Source organism: Blautia sp. DFI.3.45 (genome assembly GCF_020593505.1).
Lineage (GTDB): Bacteria > Bacillota > Clostridia > Lachnospirales > Lachnospiraceae > Blautia_A > Blautia_A wexlerae.
The window spans coordinates 1-17,892 of the sequence record NZ_JAJDMI010000046.1 but is presented as its reverse complement, the minus strand read 5'-3'; the positions used below and the strand labels follow the sequence as shown (position 1 = coordinate 17,892).

The window sequence follows — 17,892 nt, the reverse complement described above, 5'->3', positions numbered from 1 at the left end:
CCGTGATGGACAGCTGTTCCTTTTTGATTTATTATCTGGTTTGTTTTATTCAGAAACTTTTGCAAACTGGCTGTTATATAAAGTATGGTAAAATCCACCTTTTGCAATCAGCTCATCATGAGTACCCTGCTCAATGATACTTCCGTCTTTCATAACAAGGATCAGATCTGCGTTTCGGATGGTTGAAAGCCTGTGAGCTACGATAAAGCTTGTTCTTCCCTCCATCATTCGTTCAAACGCTTCCTGAATTTGTAATTCTGTTCGTGTATCAATACTGGAAGTAGCTTCATCCAGGATCAGCATCGGAGGCAGACAGAGCATAACTCGTGTGATACACAGCAGCTGTTTCTGTCCCTGGCTTAAGCTGTCTTCGTTGAGCATGGTGTCCAGTCCTTTAGGAAGCCTCCGGATAAATTCCCAGCTGTGGGTAAGCTTGGCTGCTTCGATGATTTCAGTATCTGTAGCTTCCGGTTTTCCAATCGAGATATTGTCGCGGACAGTTCCGTTTTTGATCCATGTTTCCTGAAGCACCATACCATAGCTGCTTCTGAGAGAATGGCGGGTAATGTCTCTGATCGGTTTGCCGTCAACGGAAATAGATCCGGAATTTACATCATAGAATCTCATCAGAAGGTTGATAAAGGTTGACTTACCGCATCCGGTAGGTCCTACAATGGCAACGCGCATACCTGGTTTTACATGGAGATTAAAGTCCTCAATCAGTTTCTTTGATTCATCATAATGGAAGCACACATTCTTAATATCTACTTCACCCTTTACATCTTTCAGTGTCTCAGAAGCCTCTGCAACTTCCGGTTCCTCCTCCAGCAGATCGAAGATTCTGCCTGCACAGGCAAGAGCATTCTGAAGTTCTGTAACAACGGAACTGATATCATTGAATGGTTTCATATACTGGTTGGCATAGGAGAGAAGTACGGAAAGTCCTCCGACTGTCAGTCTGCCTCCAGGGATAATGAATGCACCCACCAGTGCAACACAGGCATAAATAATATTATTGACAAAACGGGTGGAAGGGTTTGTCAGGCTGCTGTAAAAAACAGCCTTCAGACTGCATTCCTGTAATTCTTCGTTAACCTTTGCAAAGCGTTCAGAAGATTTTTCCTCATATCCAAAAGCCTGAACAACCTTCTGGTTTCCAATCATCTCTTCAATGAGAGCAGTCTGACGTCCTCTGGCATCGCTTTGCTTCCGGAACATCTGGAAGGTATGGGAAGAAATAAATTTGGCCACCAAAAAGCTTACGGGGGTCAGGACAATGACCATCAATGTAATCCAGAAGTTTTTGGAGAACATGAAGATCAGTGTTCCGATGATCGTTACGATTCCGGAAAAAAGCTGGGTAAATCCAAGCAGCATACCATCGGATAGAATATCTGTATCTGCGATAATACGGCTGATGATATCTCCGGTACTGTGTCCGTCAAGGTAAGAGAGGGGAAGTACTTGAATGTGTCGGATGGCTTTGGCACGGATATCCTTTACTGTCTGGTAGGTCATGCGGTTATTGATCACATTCATAAGCCACGTGGCAGCAGAAGAGAGGATGACCATTACAAGGATACGTGACAGGTAATACCACATCATTTCGAAGTTTACCTGATGTTGGGCAATGACCTGATCAATGGCATTTCCGAACAGGATTGGGACATACAGCTGAAGGATAACGGAAACTGCTGCCAGTATGATACTGAGGATCAGCAGAAAACGGTATCTTCCGATGAAACGCAGTACTTTAAAAAAAGTTTCGCTGCTTTTGCTTTTAGCAGGATCTTTTATTGTTGATCTGCTCATACAGTCACCTCCTTCATTATATTACCTGCAGATACAGAGGAGTATCTGGCTCTTTCTTCCGGAAACTGAGAGAAGTAGATTTCCCGGTAAGTATCACAGGTACGCAGCAGTTCAGCGTGAGTACCCTTACCTGCCAGAGTACCGTTATCAAGGACAAGGATCAGGTCTGCCTGCTGAATGCTGGAGGAACGCTGGGATACCAGAAATGTAGTTACTTTCCAGTCAAGTCTGTTGAGAGACTTACGCAGTGCTGCATCAGTGGCAAAGTCCAGGGCACTGGCACTGTCATCCAGGATCAGGATTTCAGGTTTTTTTACCAGGGCACGGGCAATGGTAAATCTTTGTTTCTGGCCGCCGGAAAGGTTTTTACCGTTCTGTTCCAGCATAAAATCAAGCTGTCCCGGTTTACCCTCTACTACCTCTTTTCCCTGTGCTGTGGTAAGTGCCCGCCACAGATCCTCGTCAGAGGCATCTTCCCGGCCCCATTTCAGATTGTCCCGGATAGAGCCTTTGAAAAGAGCTGCCTTCTGGGGAACAACGCCGATTCTGGAGCGGAGATCACTTCTGGTGTAATTCTCAATATTCTGACCATCCAGCAGAACAGTTCCTTTGCTGGCATCATAGAATCTGGAGATCAGATTTACCAGAGTGGTTTTTCCGCTTCCTGTACCACCGATAATACCTACGGTTTGTCCCTTTTTTACAGAAAAACTGATATGAGAAAGACTGGGGGCACCGGCTTTGTTGTACTCAAAGGTTACGTCATTGAATACGATGGCATTTTCAGAAAGTGATGCATCAGCAGTTGCTGTTGCAAGGTCCTTCGATATCTGAGCAGAATATGTGGAGAAAGAAGGGTAATCCATAGTAGATTTCACTTTCAGGATATCTGCCACACGTCCTGCACAGGCTGCGGATTTGTTCAGGGTGATGATCAGGGAGGCAAGCTTGATCAGTTCCACGATCATCTGAGCCATATAGTTATAAAGGGCAACAACCTGTCCCTGCTGCATACCGCCAAGATTTACTTCTACTCCTGCTTTCTGGATCAGAATAACAGTAGCAATATTGATCAGTACGTAAGTGACCGGATTTAACAAAGCGGAAAGCTTTCCTACAAAGAGATTTAACTTTGTCAGCTCCTGATTGCGGGTATCAAATTCTGCAACTGCCTCTTTTTCGCGGCAGAATGCACGGATAACGCGGACGCCTGTAAGGTTTTCTCTGGTCAGTCCGGTTACTGTGTCTAGTTTTCCCTGTACTTTTTTAAACAGAGGAATACTGAGAAACATAATGACAAAGACAACCAGAAACAGAAACGGGATCGCAACAGCAAAAACCAGGGCACATTTAAAGTCAATGGTAAATGCCATGACCATGGACCCAAGTACGATAAACGGACTTCGAAGAAGAAGACGAAGCCCCATATTTAATCCGTTCTGAATCTGATTGACATCATCGGTGAGTCTTGTGATAAGAGTATCTGTTCCCAGGGTATCCAGTTCTGTATAGGACAGATGCTGTACATGGTCATAAACTGCCTGTCTTAATTCTGTGGCAAAGCCCACGCTGGCTTTAGCGGCAAAGAACTGAGCTGTGATGGTACTGGCAAGACCAAGAGCCGCCATTAGTATAAGAATAGAAAATCTCTGGACAATGTATCCGTTGTCGTGGTTTGCAATACCTACATCAATGATCTGTGCAATGACGATAGGCACGATCAGGTCAAATACAACCTCCAGAAATTTAAAAAATGGCGCCAGGATGCTTTCTTTTTTGTAGTTTTTTAAATAAACTGCCAATGAACGCATTTTAAAAATTCCTTCCTTTCGTAAAAAATCTTTCCTATATTATTTCTTCCTTTTTTTGAAAAATAATACATTCAAAAGTGTATCATTTAAGACTTTTTTGTCAAGAAGAATGTGCAAAAACAGATGAACTTTGGAGAAAATTCAGCTTGACTTCAAAAAAAGATATTACTAAAATATTCCGTAGCGCTATTTGTACGCTGGCAACTGATAAATTATTATTACCATAATGAGGAAGAGACAGACTATGGAGATTATTGAGACATTTGGTCATTATGTGGAAAATCTGACGGATAAAAAGCCTCAGTCAGCCCGCCGGCTGTTAAAAACCGGCTGGGAGGCGCAGAATCTGAAATTCCGTTACATGCAGGACAAGAGACTGATGCCTGCAGACAGGCATCTTGCAAACCTGATGATGGATACCATGCTGTGGCCCCTTCAGAAACCGGAAGATTCTGTTATTGTAAGTATTTTTACACCCTGCGAAATGATGCAGGAGGTGGGATTACATCCTTATAATGTAGAGGGATTTTCCTGCTATCTTTCTGCAAGCAAAGCAGAGAGGGCGTTTCTGCAGCAGGCAGAGAATCAGGGAATTGCAGAGACACTGTGCAGTTATCACAAGACATTTCTTGGTGCAGCGCAGAAAGGACTTCTGCCAAAGCCTAAATGTATTGTTTATACCAACCTGACCTGCGATGCTAACCTGCTCACCTTCCGTACCCTGGCAGATTTTTACCAGGTACCTGTATTTGCCATTGATGTACCATGGAATCAGACCACAGAGAATGTACAGTATGTGGCAGATCAGTTAAAGGATTTAAAAATATTTCTGGAAAAAAATACAGGAAAAACAATCTCTGAGGACAGATTAAAGGAACGTCTTGCCTGCAGTAAGCGGACTCTGGAGAATTACAAAAAATATCAGCAGATGCGTGCAGACAGATATGTGCCCTCTGATCTGGTCACACCCTTATATGCAGGAATGACAAACAATATCCTTCTGGGAACAGCAGAAGAAGAGAAGTATACACAGATGCTTCTTGAAGATATTAAGAAAGCACCGGCAGCGAAAGGGAAACACATTTACTGGATGCATACCATTCCATTCTGGTCGGATGTAGTGCGCCAGGAGCTTTGCTTCAGTGAGAAAGCCCAGATCGTAGGATGTGAACTTGCAGAAACCTGTGAGCCGGATTTTGATCCTGAGAACCCCTTTGAAGCAATGGCAGAAAGAATGGTATATCATTCACTGAACGGAAGTGCCCTTAGAAGGATTGAAGCCGGTATCCGCCATGCGAAACAGGCAGGAGCAGACGGTGCTGTGTGGTTTGGACATTGGGGATGTAAACATACGCTTGGTGCGGCACAGCTTGCAAAGAAGAAGTTCGAGGAAGCCGGTCTGCCCCTTTTGATCCTGGACGGTGACGGGTGTGATCGAAGCCATGGAGGAGAAGGACAGACTTCCACCAGGCTGGGAGCTTTTCTGGAAATGCTGGGAGGTGCTGAGAATGAATAAAACTTACTATGTCTGTAAATATACCCCAATTGAACTTCTGGAATCTCTTGGCGGGGAATGTGAGAACTTTAATCATATGCCGGAGGGATTTGACCTGGCCGATCAGGTTTCACATCCCAATATCTGCGGTTTTGGAAAAACACTTCTGGAAGGAGTCATGGAGGGGAAAATCAAGGAACTTGTCCTGGTGAGCTGCTGTGATACTATCCGGAGTGTCTATGACATTCTGCTGGAAAGCGGCAAGCTGGATTTTCTCTATATTTTGGATGTGCTTCACTGTGACAGTGCCTGTAGCAGAGAGCGTATGGCTGTACAGTTAAAAGGGCTGGCGAAGGCTTATGCACAGTACAAAGGCACAGAGTTTGATGCCGGAAAATTCCGGGCTGCTTTCCATGCACAGGAGAAAATCACAAAGTCCCATATTGCAGTGCTTGGCGCCAGAATGGGGCAGGAATTATTTGAAATGACCAGCAAAGCTATGCCTCTTCCTGTAGAGAATGATACCTGCGTGCATAACCGTTCTGTGGGAAATATACTTCCACCGGAGGGTGCTTCTTTTGATGAGCTGATGGACTGGTATGCAGGTGAGATTCTGGGGCAGATTCCATGTATGCGTATGATGGACCCGACAGGTCGTAAGAAGCTTTATAATGATCCGTCTGTTGCGGGGATTATTTATCATACAGTGAAGTTTTGTGATTTTTACAGCTTCGAATATGCTGAGATCAAGAACCATACAGATGTACCTCTTTTAAAAATTGAATCAGATTATACTATTCAGAGCAGCGGTCAGCTTCTTACCAGACTGGAAGCTTTTGCAGAGAGCATTCAGCCTGAAACACTGGAGCAGACCATAGATGGAGACACAAAAGGAGAGAGAAAAATGGGAAAAGGTTATTTCGCAGGGATTGACAGTGGTTCCACCAGTACAGATGTGGTGATTTTAAATAAAGACCATGAGATTGTGACCAGTATTATCCTGCCTACAGGAGCAGGAGCTGCTATCGGAGCAGATCGTGCCCTTGCAGAAGCATTGAAGGAGGCCGGATTGCAGAGAGAAGATATTGATGCGCTGGTTACTACCGGATACGGACGTACAGCTATTAAAAATGGTGATAAGAGCATCACAGAGATCACCTGTCATGCAAGAGGTGCGCATTTCCTGAATCCGGAAGTCCGTACTGTTATTGATATTGGCGGACAGGACAGCAAGGTGATCCGACTGGATGAGAACGGTGCAGTTGCAAACTTTGTTATGAATGACAAATGTGCGGCAGGAACCGGACGATTTCTGGAAATGATGGCACGTACCATGGAAATGAATCTGGATCAGATGAGCGAATGTGGGCTGGAATTCAAAGAAGATATTACAATTTCCAGTATGTGTACAGTATTTGCAGAATCAGAAGTTGTATCCCTGATCGCCCAGAATAAGGCAACAGATGATATTGTCCATGGCTTGAATAAGGCGGTTGCCGTAAAGACTGCCGCCCTTACCAGACGTGTGGGCGGTGAGGAGAAATATATGATGACCGGTGGTGTTTCTAAGAATAAGGGCCTGGTAAAGACACTGGAAGAGAAGCTTGGAACAAAGCTGGTGATCAGTGACAAGGCTCAGCTTTGCGGTGCACTTGGCGCGGCACTGTTTGCGGCTGATATGGCTGATGTATAAAAATTATTTAAATATCCAGGGATTTTACAAGGTGGAAATCTCTGGAATTTTTATACTTTTTTTATAAAAGTTTAATTTTCTATTGACGAGTTCAAATTTAAGAGCTATAGTATACCACAGTAACAGCAAATTAACGAGGTGAAGTTTGCAGGAAAGAGGAAGCCACACAAAAGGCTATACCCGCCGAAGGAGTAAAACTCTCAGGTTCCCTGGATGCAGGGAAGAACTGCAAATGGATCGTTTCTCTGGAGACACCCGTTAGATCGGGGGCCGAAGGTGCAAATAACACGAATTATCAATAGCTACCCACAAATGGTTATCTGATTCGTGTCTTGAATCTCTCAGGCAAAAGGACAGAGGATGCTTTATCATCCCCGCTGATTCATATGAACTATATGAACAGTATTTTCTGAACTTCTGATTTTTGAAACGGTCTGTTATTACTTTGTTTCCCAGCTGTACAATATATTACACTTTTTAAAAGAAAAAGGAGATTTATTATTATGTGGGAAGCGATCAATTCTTTTTTGACAACAGTAGACAATCTGGTCTGGGGCGTGCCCCTTATGGTCCTGATCATGGCAGGTGGCATCCTGTTAACTGCCAGACTTGGACTTCTTCAGATACGAAGACTCCCCCTTGCATTAAAATGGATGTTTAAAAACGAAGAAGAAGGCGACGGTGAGATTTCCAGCTTTGCAGCTTTATGTACAGCACTGAGTGCCACAATCGGAACCGGTAATATCGTCGGTGTTGCAACTGCTGTCTGTGCCGGAGGTCCCGGAGCTTTATTCTGGATGATTCTTGCAGCATTCTTTGGAATGGCAACAAAATTTTCCGAAGGTCTTCTTGCAGTGAAATACCGTGTGGTAGCAGAAGACGGTCACAGCCTTGGCGGTCCTTTCTATTATATTGAGAAAGGTATGGGAACAAAATGGAAATGGCTTGCAAAGATCTTTGCATTCTTTGGTGTATGTGTAGGTCTTTTCGGAATCGGTACATTCAGCCAGGTAAATGGTATTTCCAGTGCAGTTCAGAACTTCTTTGATCCGAACAAATCAAACTGTGTAAATATTCCGTTTCTTGGAGAGTATTCCTGGGCAGTTGTAATTTCTTCCCTGATTCTTGCAGCCTGTGTTGCAGCAATCCTCATCGGTGGTCTGAAACGAATTGCAACAGTCAGCCAGATTATTGTACCGTTTATGGCGGTGATCTATCTGATCTTCAGTGTAGCGCTGATTCTTTTAAACATTACAGAGATCCCGGCAGCTATCGTAACAGTTGTGAAGGGAGCCTTTAATCCGTCAGCAGTGACAGGCGGTGTGGTAGGAACAATGATCGTATCCATGCAGAAAGGTGTGGCTCGTGGTATTTTTTCAAATGAAGCAGGTCTTGGTAGCGCACCTATCGCAGCGGCAGCAGCTCAGACAAAAGAGCCTGTACGTCAGGGTCTTGTAAGCATGACTGGTACATTTATTGATACGATCGTGATCTGTACAATGACAGGTCTTTCCATCGTACTGACAGGTGCATGGCAGGTAGAAGGTCTGGAAGGTGTTCAGGTAACAACCTATGCATTCCAGCATGGACTTCCGATCCCTGGACAGATTTCTGCATTTGTATTAATGATCTGTCTGGTATTCTTTGCATTTACTACAATTCTTGGATGGGATTATTACAGTGAAAGATGTCTGGAATATCTGACAAACGGACATAAGAAAACAATCCTTACATACCGCTGGCTTTACATTCTGGCAGTATTTATCGGACCGTACATGACAGTAAGTGCTGTATGGACGATCGCAGATATATTCAACGGACTGATGGCGATTCCGAATATGATCGCATTGTTCGCATTAAGTGGAGTGATCGTAAAAGAAACAAAAGCGTTCTTTGCAGCAGAAAAGCATAAAATGTAAGGAATCAAAAGTAATAAAATAACAGAAAACAGTAAATCCTCTGATTATGGAATTTATAGCAATCCTGATCAGAGGATTTTTTCGCTTGTATTTGACTGATTATGACTTTTTTGTGCAAAGTGAACCAAAATCAGTCATTATTTTTATGAATTAGTTTGATTGACTTTGAATGAATATGACAGTATACTAAGATTATAAACAAAAATCAGTCACGAACATGCAGAAAAGACATGACAATATGTACTTTTGGAATCTTTTGGTGCAAGTGAAATAAAGACTCCGAAAGGATACCAATATAAAACAGGAGGGAAAAGAAGAGATGATTTACACAGTGACTTTTAATCCATCTCTGGACTACATCGTTTCGGTAGATGATTTTAAACTGGGGCTGACAAACAGAACAAGTTCAGAGCTGATGCTTCCGGGGGGAAAGGGAATTAATGTTTCCACAGTCCTTATGAATCTTGGGATTGAGAACACTGCACTTGGATTTACCGCAGGGTTTGTAGGGAAAGAAATTATCCGTAGATTACATGAGATGGGAGTAAAATCTGAGTTCATTCAAATTAGTGAAGGGGTTTCAAGGATCAATCTGAAACTGAAATCTATTGACGGAACCGAGATCAATGGTGCAGGACCGGTGATCAGCAAGGATAAAGTAGAGGAACTGATGAAGAAACTGGAAGAGCTTGGAGAAGGCGATGTACTTTTCCTGGCAGGCAGTATTCCATCTTCCATGCCGGATGACATGTATGAACAGATCATGGCAAGGCTGGATGGAAAAGGTGTGATGATCGTAGTTGATGCCACAAAGGATCTTCTGGTCAATGTCCTGAAATATCATCCGTTCCTTGTAAAACCAAATAATCATGAACTGGGCGAGATCTTCGGTGTAGAATTAAAAACAAGAAAAGATGTAATTCCTTATGGAAAGAAACTTCAGGAAAAAGGTGCAAGAAATGTGCTGATCTCCATGGCCGGCGAAGGTGCAGTTCTGGTAGCAGAGGATGGACAGGTATTTGAAGAACCTGCACCAAAAGGCAGGCTGGTCAATGGTGTGGGTGCAGGAGATTCCATGGTAGCAGGATTCGTTGCAGGCTGGATGGAGAAGAAGGATTACGAACATGCATTCCACATGGGAATTGCAGCAGGAAGTGCAAGTGCATTTTCTGAAAATCTTGCAACAAAGGAAGAAATAGAAGCGGTTTATCGTCAGATAACCGAAAAATAATAAAGGGGGAAGAAGAGATGAGAATAACAGACCTGCTTGACAGACGAAGCGTATCGTTAACAGCTGCTCCGAAAACAAAGTCAGAAACTCTGGATATGGCAGTTGATCTGATGGTAAAGAGTGAGAAGATCAGCGACCGTGAGGCTTATCGTAAACAGGTATATTTAAGAGAAGAAGAGAGCACAACAGGTATTGGCGAGGGAATTGCCATTCCTCATGGTAAATGTGATGCAGTTAAGAAGCCGGGACTTGCGGCAATGGTCATCAAAAATGGTGTAGAGTTTGAGGCACTGGATGATGAACCTGTAACCTTATTATTCCTGATCGCAGCGCCGAATACAGAGGATAACATTCACCTGGATGTACTCAGCAAGCTCTCTGTGATGCTGATGGATGAGGAGTTTACAGAATCTCTTCGCAATGCATCGTCTGTAGATGAGTTTATGGATATTATTGACAGGGCAGACAGTGAAAAGAAAGATATTGATGAGAGACTGGCAGATACCGGATCAGCAGAAGGAACACAGGCTAAGATCCTTGCTGTTACTTCCTGTCCTACAGGTATCGCACATACGTACATGGCAGCAGAAGGAATTGAAAAAGCTGCAAAAGCAAAGAACTGTTTTGTAAAGATCGAAACCCGCGGATCCGGCGGTGCAAAGAATGTGCTGACAGATCAGGAGATTGCTGATGCAGACTGTATTATTGTCGCAGCAGATGCCAAGGTTCCCATGGAACGTTTCGATGGTAAAAAAGTGATCGAATGTCAGGTATCCGACGGAATCAGTAAAGCAGATCAGCTCATTGACAGAGCAATCAATGGGGATGCACCGGTCTACCACGCAGCAGCCGGTTCCCAGACATCTTCTGCCGGTAACAAATCCGGCGGCAGTGTAGGACATAAGATCTATATGCAGCTGATGAATGGCGTATCTCATATGCTTCCGTTGGTTGTAGGCGGTGGTATCCTGATCGCCATTGCGTTCCTGATCGATGGATTAAGTGTAGATTTAAGTGCGCTTCCGGCAGATCAGAGAGCAAACTTCGGTACCATTACTCCGGTAGCGGCTCTGTTTAAAGGAATCGGTAATACAGCATTCGGATTCATGCTTCCGATCCTTGCCGGATTTATTGCAATGGCAATCGGTGACAGACCGGCACTTGCACTTGGTCTGGTAGGCGGTATGATGGCAGCCAACGGTAAATCTGGTTTCCTTGGAGCTTTGCTTGCAGGTTTCGCAGCCGGATATATTATTCTTGGACTTCGTAAATTATGTGATAAACTTCCGGAAGCCCTGGAAAAGATCGCTCCTGTTTTAATCTATCCTGTAGTTGGAATCCTTGTTATGGGACTCCTGATGACATTTATTGTAGAGCCGGTTATGGGCGGTATCAACACAGGTCTGAATAATGCCTTGACAGGAATGGGAAGTTCTAGTAAAGTAATACTTGGCATTGTGCTTGGCGGAATGATGGCTATTGATATGGGTGGTCCGTTCAACAAAGCAGCATATGTATTCGGAACAGCTGCAATTGCAGCAGGTAACTATGATATTATGGCAGCAGTTATGATCGGCGGTATGACACCTCCCTGTGCAATTGCACTGGCAACACTGCTGTTTAAGGATAAGTTCACAAAAGAAGAGAGAGATGCAGGTCCTACCAACTTTATCATGGGTCTTGCATTTATCACAGAAGGTGCGATTCCATTCGCAGCATCTGACCCCCTTCGTGTACTTCCTTCCTGTATCGTAGGATCTGCGGTGGCAGGAGCGATTTCCATGGCATTCGACTGTACACTGATGGCACCACACGGTGGAATTTTCGTATTCCCTGTGGTTGGAAACGCAGTTATGTACCTGGTCGCACTGGTTGCGGGAACAGTAATCTCTGCAGTTCTTCTTGGTCTGTTAAAGAAGAAAGCAGCATAAGCAGCGAAATAAAAAAGCAATAACAAAAAATTAAAATAAAGAACATGGAGGATATCAAAATGAAAGAATTTAAGTATGTAGTTACAGACAACGAAGGAATCCACGCACGTCCTGCAGGAGAACTTGTAAAACTGGTAAAGGGATTTGAGTCAACAATCTCTATTGAAAAAGAAGGTAAAAAAGTAGACTGCAGAAAACTTCTTGCACTGATGGGACTTGGCGTTAAGAAAGGTCATGAAGTAACATTCACAATCGAAGGTGCTGATGAAGAAGCAGCATATGAAGCAGTGAGCAAATTCATGCAGGACAACCTGTAAATTTACGGAATAAAATAAGAAACTGACAGACAGGAGATGATGCATTCATCTCCTGTTTCTGTTATAATGAAATATCAGGGTCAAAAGGCAGAAAGTCGTTCGTGCTTGCACGATAAGACTTTTGAACTTGGGACCCGCCAAACATGAGGAAGTAGCGATTTACGAAGTAAATCTGCGGATTCCGAATGTTTGTAGAATTGCGGGAGCTGCGAAGCAGCGGAGCAATTTGTAGATATCGGAGAAAATAATCAGAAGTAAACAATCAAAGCAAATATACAATGGAGGCAGGGGTACATGCTTACAGAACAGAGATTTGATATTATTCTGAAGCTTCTGGAAGAAAAAAAGAGTGTTACAGTAACAGAACTGAGAGAACTTCTGGATGCATCAGAGTCCACAGTGCGCAGAGACATTACTGCATTGGACAAAGCAGGAAAACTTACCAAGGTTTTCGGCGGTGCAGTAGCATTAAATCATAAAGTAACTGCCTATGAACCGACAGTAGCGCAGAAATCAGAATTAAATAAAGAAGAAAAGCAAAAGATCGCAAAATATGCAGCCAGCCTGATCACACCGGATGATTTTGTTTATCTGGACGCAGGAACCACCACTGGCCTGATGCTGGAATATCTGGCAGGTGTAAGAGCTGCCTTTGTCACCAATGCAGTATCCCACGCCCAGACTCTGGCAAAGATGGGAATCCGGGTTTATTTGATCGGAGGAGAACTGAAGAGTTCCACAGAAGCAGTCGTAGGCAGTCAGGCAATGCAGATGATCCAGATGTATCATTTTACAAAGGGATTTTTCGGAACAAATGGAATCACCAGAAGAGAAGGCTTCACCACACCGGATACCAGCGAAGCAATTGTAAAGAGTACTGCAATGAAGCAGTGCAAAGATGTATATATTCTGACAGATAAGTCAAAGTTTGGCGAAGTAAGTTCTGTGACATTCGGCGGGTTTACAGATGCTAAAATTCTTACAGAAGAAATTCCGGAGGAGTATCAGGATAGCAAAAATATTCTGAAAGTGAAATAAATAATTGACAGTATGCCGCCGGCAGACAGAGCAGGCAGGAATGATATTAAGATTGGAGAGATGTGGGATGAAGTTTGCGCATATTGGGGATTTGCATATTGGAAAAAGGGTGCATGATTTTTCCATGCTGGAGGATCAGAGGTATATTATGGATCAGATGATGAAAATCTTTGCGGAACAGAAAGTGGATGGAGTTTTAATCGCAGGGGATGTTTATGATAAGACAGTGCCGTCGGCAGAGGCAGTGCAGTTGTTTGATGAGTTTATTACAGGACTGGCTAAAGCTGAGATTCCTGTGTACATGATCAGTGGAAATCATGATTCAGCAGAAAGGCTTTCCTTTGGGGCAAAGCTGTTTGAAAGCAGTGATATTTATATTTCGCAGGTTTATGATGGAGAGATGAAAAGGATTGTGTTAAAAGATCAGTATGGACCAATATCTGTATATCTTCTGCCTTTTTTGAAACCTGCGGCAGTACGCCATGCTTTGCAGAGGGATGACATTAATACTTATGAAGAGGGTGTTATGGCTGCTCTGCAGGAGTGTGAGATCGATACGACACAGAGAAATGTGCTGGTGGCACATCAGTTTGTGACCGGAGCAGACAGAAGTGACTCGGAAGAGACATCGGTTGGCGGTCTTGATAATGTCAGTGCGGAAGTATTTAAGGATTTTGACTATGTGGCACTGGGACATATCCACAGACCTCAGAAGATGGGGAGAGAGACTTTACGCTACAGTGGGACGCCGCTTAAGTATTCTTTCTCAGAAGCAGATCATAAAAAGTCGGTAACGGTGGTGGAGCTTCTGGAGAAGGGGAATGTGACAGTCAGTACAGTACCTTTGATTCCCAGACGGGATATGCGTAAGCTGAGGGGAACCTATATGGATGTGACAGCGAAGGATCATTATACTGCTGAAAATAAGATGGATTATCTTCAGATTACTCTGACAGATGAGGAAGATGTGCCGGGGGCACTCCAGAAGCTGCGTACTGTTTATCCCAATCTGATGCGTCTGGAATATGACAATAAACGAACACGTGAGAACCGGGAGGTTCAGGCAGTGGAGGTTCAGGAACAAAAGTCAGAGCTGGAGCTGTTTGAGGAGTTTTATGAGCTGTTAAATAATGAACCTATGAAAGAAGAGCAGACAGAGTTTGTGGAAAAACTGATCCAGGATCTGAAGGAGGTGCGCGTATGAAACCATTGAAGTTGACATTATCTGCATTTGGTCCATATGCGGATGAGACTGTGATCGATTTTACACAGCTTGGAGGACAGGGCCTTTTTCTGGTGACCGGAGATACGGGAGCGGGAAAAACGACGATCTTTGATGGGATTACATTTGCGTTGTATGGGGAGACAAGCGGAGGAGTCCGGGAGGCATCCATGCTCAGAAGTAAGTATGCAAAACCGGAAACACCTACGTATGCGGAATATATTTTTGAATATAAAGATGCAGTGTATACAGTGAAGCGAAGCCCGGATTATGAGCGCCCAAAGACCAGAGGTACCGGAATGACCACCCAAAAAGGGGAAGCATTGCTTACTTTTTCTGATGGAAGAGCTCCTGTGACAAAGCTGAAGGAAGTGAATCAGACAGTTACTGATCTGATCGGGTTAGATATGAAGCAGTTTACGCAGATTGCTATGATCGCACAGGGAGATTTCAGGAAATTGCTGCTGGCTGACACAGAGGAACGCAGCAACATTTTCAGAAAGCTTTTCCATACGGATATTTATAAGGTGATTCAGGAAAAATTAAAATTCGAGGCCGGTGGTCTGGACAAGGCGTATAAAGAGCTGTTGAGAAGTATCCGCCAGTATACGGAACAGGTCAGATATTCTACAGAAGACCAGTTGGGACAACAGTGGATATTGATGGAGAAGAATGGCTTTGAGGGAAATCTGGAAGAAGGTCTGGAAATCCTGGAGCAGTTTCTGAAGGCAGATAAAGAGATGCTGAAAAATTTGAATAAGCAGATCAAAGAGAACGATAAAGAACTGGAAAAAGTAAATCAGCTTTTGGGAAAGGCTCATAAAGAAGCAGATGCAAAGGCAAGGAAGGAACAGCTTCAGCAAGAGAAAGAGGTATTGCTTCCGCAGTTGGAACAGGCACAAAAAGCTGCAGAAAATGGGGCAAAGGAACCTGAGGAGATCCAACGCCTGATGCTTTCCATACAGAAAGAAAAAGAGAATCTGGAGCGTTATACAAATCTGGAAAATCTGCTCAGAGAAACAGAGAAGGCTTCCCTGCAGATAGAGAAACTGGGAACGGACGGTACAGAGCTGCAGAATCGTCAGAAAGAAAAGAAAACTGTTCTTGAACAAAAACAAAAAGAATATCAGACAACAGACAGTGCGGAGAAAGAAAAAGCAGAAACAGATTTCCGGAAAGAGAAAATAGATACTCTTTATGCAGGAGTTTATAAGAACTGCGGAAATCTTGAGTTTCTTCAGACAAAAATCAGTGAACTGAAAATACAGTCCGGACAGGAAGAACAACTTGCGAAACAGATAAAAAAGGATTTGACTGATCTGGAAGAGAAAATTGTTTCCGGTGGGAATTTGGAAATCAAAGAGAACAGCCTGGTCGTATGTTTGCAGCAGATACAGAAAATAGAAGATCAGCAGAAACGGTATCAGGATCTGGAAAAGAAAGCAGAAAGCAAAAAGAAGGCTTATCTGACCGCTTCTCAGAAACGGGCAGAAATAAAAGAAATCCTGAACAAAATGGAACAGGCTTATCTGGATGGGCAGGCGGGGATATTGGCAGCAGGACTTCAGGATGGAATGCCGTGTCCGGTATGTGGTTCTGTTCATCATCCAAAGCTTACGCAGACTCCGAAGGAAGTTCCCACAGAAGAACAACTGAAAAAACAGAAAAAGTTAACAGAAGCTGCGGAAAAAGCGGCATCTGACGCAAGTGTGCAGGCAGGAGAGGCAGCAGGACTGCTGCAGCGTTGCAGGGAAGAATTGACAGAAGGGTTTAAAAGCTATGCAGCACAGTTTCTGCCACAAGAGGAAACACAAGAAATACTTCGAAATGAACTTTCTGATCATGAATTATGTTTATTTATAAAAAATCAGGAAAGCAGCGTACAGACAGGATTAGAAGAAATCCAAAAACAGAAAAAAGTTTATCAGGATCTGTTGAAGAAAAAGGAAGAGTTCACCACACAGTCGGAGCAGCATGCAAAAGAATTTCAGAAATTACAGATCAGTCTTGAAAAGAGGAAGAGCCAGCTGGAGAGCATTCAGGAACAGCTGAATAACCAATTGAAGGAACCTGTACTTTCATGGATCTATGAAGAAGATGCAAGACAGAGGATGAAAACTGATCCGGAACTGTTACAGGATCATAGCAGTGAAACGGTGTATCAAAAGGAAACTGGTAATGTATCACAGGTTTTGCTGCAGGGAAAGAAAGCGGCAGAATGGCTAAAACAGCAGCAGGATATTCTGGAACAGAAACAAAAGGATCTGACAGCACTTCTGGAACAGAGAAAACTTCTGGAGATGCAGATTGGTAAGACTCAGACAGAACTTACAACGATCACAGACCAGATCAATCAGAATCAGCAGCAGACAGCAGCAGAGAAATCCAGATATGAGCAGCTGCAGAAGCAGAGAGAGAATATGGAAAAAGAGCTGGGTGAGAGGACAAAGGAAGAAATCCTGTCTCAGATCCAGCTTAAGACTGAGGAACAAAAGAAGCTTGAAATACATTATAAAACAGTAACAGAAGCGAGAGAAGTATTAGAAAAGAGAATGACAGAACTGGATTCGGTAATTGCATCTCTGACAGAACAGTTAAAAGAATCCATAAGTATTTCAGCTGAGGAACTGAATGCTCAGAAAGAAAACTTTGCACAGCAAAAGAAATCACTTTCAGAAAATCGTGATGAAATCCATGCCCGCCTGGAAATCAACAGTGACATGTATGAAAAAATCCGCAGACAGCAGACAGAACTTCTGAAAACGGAAACCCGCTGGAAGTGGATGAAATCTCTCTCAGACACTGCCAATGGTACAATCACAGGTAAGGCAAGGATCATGCTGGAAACTTACATCCAAATGCAGTATTTTGATCGCATTCTTGCGCGTGCCAATATCCGTCTGATGACCATGAGCAGCGGTCAGTACGAGTTAGTTCGCAGAAAAGAAAACAAGAGCAGGGTAGGGAAAACCGGTCTGGAACTGGATGTAGTAGACCATTACAATGGAACTGTCCGAAGTGTCAAGACCTTATCAGGCGGAGAAACATTTCAGGCATCTCTGTCTCTGGCACTGGGACTTTCCGATGAGATTCAGTCAAGCTCCGGTGGGATCCAGCTTGATACCATGTTTGTGGATGAAGGTTTTGGATCTCTGGATGAAGATGCCCTTGATCAGGCAATCCGCGCATTGAAGGATCTCAGTCAGGGAAGCAGACTGGTGGGGATTGTTTCCCATGTAGCAGAGCTGAAAGAACGTATTGATAAGAAGATTATAGTAACAAAGAAACGGACAGAAGATGGAGTTGGAAGTACGATCTGTATAGAAGGATGAGATTTTATGGTCAAGCGGATAAAATCATCCGCTTTGCTAGAGCGTGTCTGAAAAACATTTTAAATTGTTTATTTTAACCAAATTAATATTG

11 protein-coding genes and 1 riboswitch are annotated in these 17,892 nt (G+C 43.5%); of the genes, 9 read left to right on the top strand and 2 right to left on the bottom strand.

The genetic code is table 11. From position 1 onward, the window contains the following. Positions 1 to 45: 45 nt before the first annotated feature. Entirely contained in the window at positions 46 to 1,812 is a 1,767-nt protein-coding gene (locus LJE09_RS13810; RefSeq protein ID WP_118758651.1) for an ABC transporter ATP-binding protein, read from the bottom strand. Next, positions 1,809 to 3,623: an ABC transporter ATP-binding protein gene (locus tag LJE09_RS13805; protein ID WP_227311457.1), complete on the bottom strand. Its 1,815-nt coding sequence runs from the start codon at positions 3,621 to 3,623 to the stop codon at positions 1,809 to 1,811. The genes LJE09_RS13810 and LJE09_RS13805 overlap by 4 nt, the downstream gene beginning before the upstream one ends. Positions 3,624 to 3,867: 244 nt before the next feature. On the opposite strand from LJE09_RS13805, the gene LJE09_RS13800 reads away from it, so the two are divergent. The 9 genes from LJE09_RS13800 (at position 3,868) to LJE09_RS13760 (ending at position 17,801) form a co-directional block, all read left to right on the top strand. Next, positions 3,868 to 5,139 carry a 2-hydroxyacyl-CoA dehydratase subunit D gene (locus LJE09_RS13800; RefSeq protein ID WP_227311456.1) on the top strand — a complete coding sequence of 424 codons (1,272 nt, stop codon included), beginning with the start codon at positions 3,868 to 3,870 and terminating at the stop codon, positions 5,137 to 5,139. Beyond that, entirely contained in the window at positions 5,132 to 6,811 is a 1,680-nt protein-coding gene (locus LJE09_RS13795) for an acyl-CoA dehydratase activase (RefSeq protein ID WP_008703563.1), read from the top strand. Before LJE09_RS13800 ends, LJE09_RS13795 begins: the two co-directional genes overlap by 8 nt. 235 nt (positions 6,812 to 7,046) lie before the next feature. Continuing rightward, positions 7,047 to 7,178, top strand: a riboswitch (glycine riboswitch). A gap of 136 nt (positions 7,179 to 7,314) precedes the next feature. Beyond that, entirely contained in the window at positions 7,315 to 8,730 is a 1,416-nt protein-coding gene (locus LJE09_RS13790; RefSeq protein WP_118409254.1) for an alanine/glycine:cation symporter family protein, read from the top strand. A gap of 319 nt (positions 8,731 to 9,049) precedes the next feature. Beyond that, complete coding sequence (pfkB, locus tag LJE09_RS13785; protein ID WP_055152893.1) at positions 9,050 to 9,961, top strand: 1-phosphofructokinase; 912 nt, start codon at positions 9,050 to 9,052, stop codon at positions 9,959 to 9,961. Positions 9,962 to 9,978: 17 nt separating this feature from the next. Continuing rightward, positions 9,979 to 11,892 carry a PTS fructose transporter subunit IIABC gene (locus tag LJE09_RS13780; protein WP_173679345.1) on the top strand — a complete coding sequence of 638 codons (1,914 nt, stop codon included), beginning with the start codon at positions 9,979 to 9,981 and terminating at the stop codon, positions 11,890 to 11,892. A gap of 59 nt (positions 11,893 to 11,951) precedes the next feature. Further along, positions 11,952 to 12,209 carry an HPr family phosphocarrier protein gene (locus tag LJE09_RS13775; RefSeq protein ID WP_020993975.1) on the top strand — a complete coding sequence of 86 codons (258 nt, stop codon included), beginning with the start codon at positions 11,952 to 11,954 and terminating at the stop codon, positions 12,207 to 12,209. A 294-nt stretch (positions 12,210 to 12,503) separates the two neighbouring features. Then, on the top strand, positions 12,504 to 13,247 hold the full coding sequence (locus LJE09_RS13770; protein WP_008703558.1) for a DeoR/GlpR family DNA-binding transcription regulator: 744 nt from the start codon (positions 12,504 to 12,506) through the stop codon (positions 13,245 to 13,247). A 40-nt stretch (positions 13,248 to 13,287) separates the two neighbouring features. Beyond that, positions 13,288 to 14,451 carry an exonuclease SbcCD subunit D gene (locus LJE09_RS13765; RefSeq protein WP_330594246.1) on the top strand — a complete coding sequence of 388 codons (1,164 nt, stop codon included), beginning with the start codon at positions 13,288 to 13,290 and terminating at the stop codon, positions 14,449 to 14,451. Beyond that, a complete protein-coding gene (locus LJE09_RS13760; RefSeq protein ID WP_227311455.1) occupies positions 14,448 to 17,801 on the top strand; it encodes an AAA family ATPase in 3,354 nt (1,117 codons plus the stop codon). Before LJE09_RS13765 ends, LJE09_RS13760 begins: the two co-directional genes overlap by 4 nt. The last annotated feature ends 91 nt before the right edge of the window (positions 17,802 to 17,892 follow it).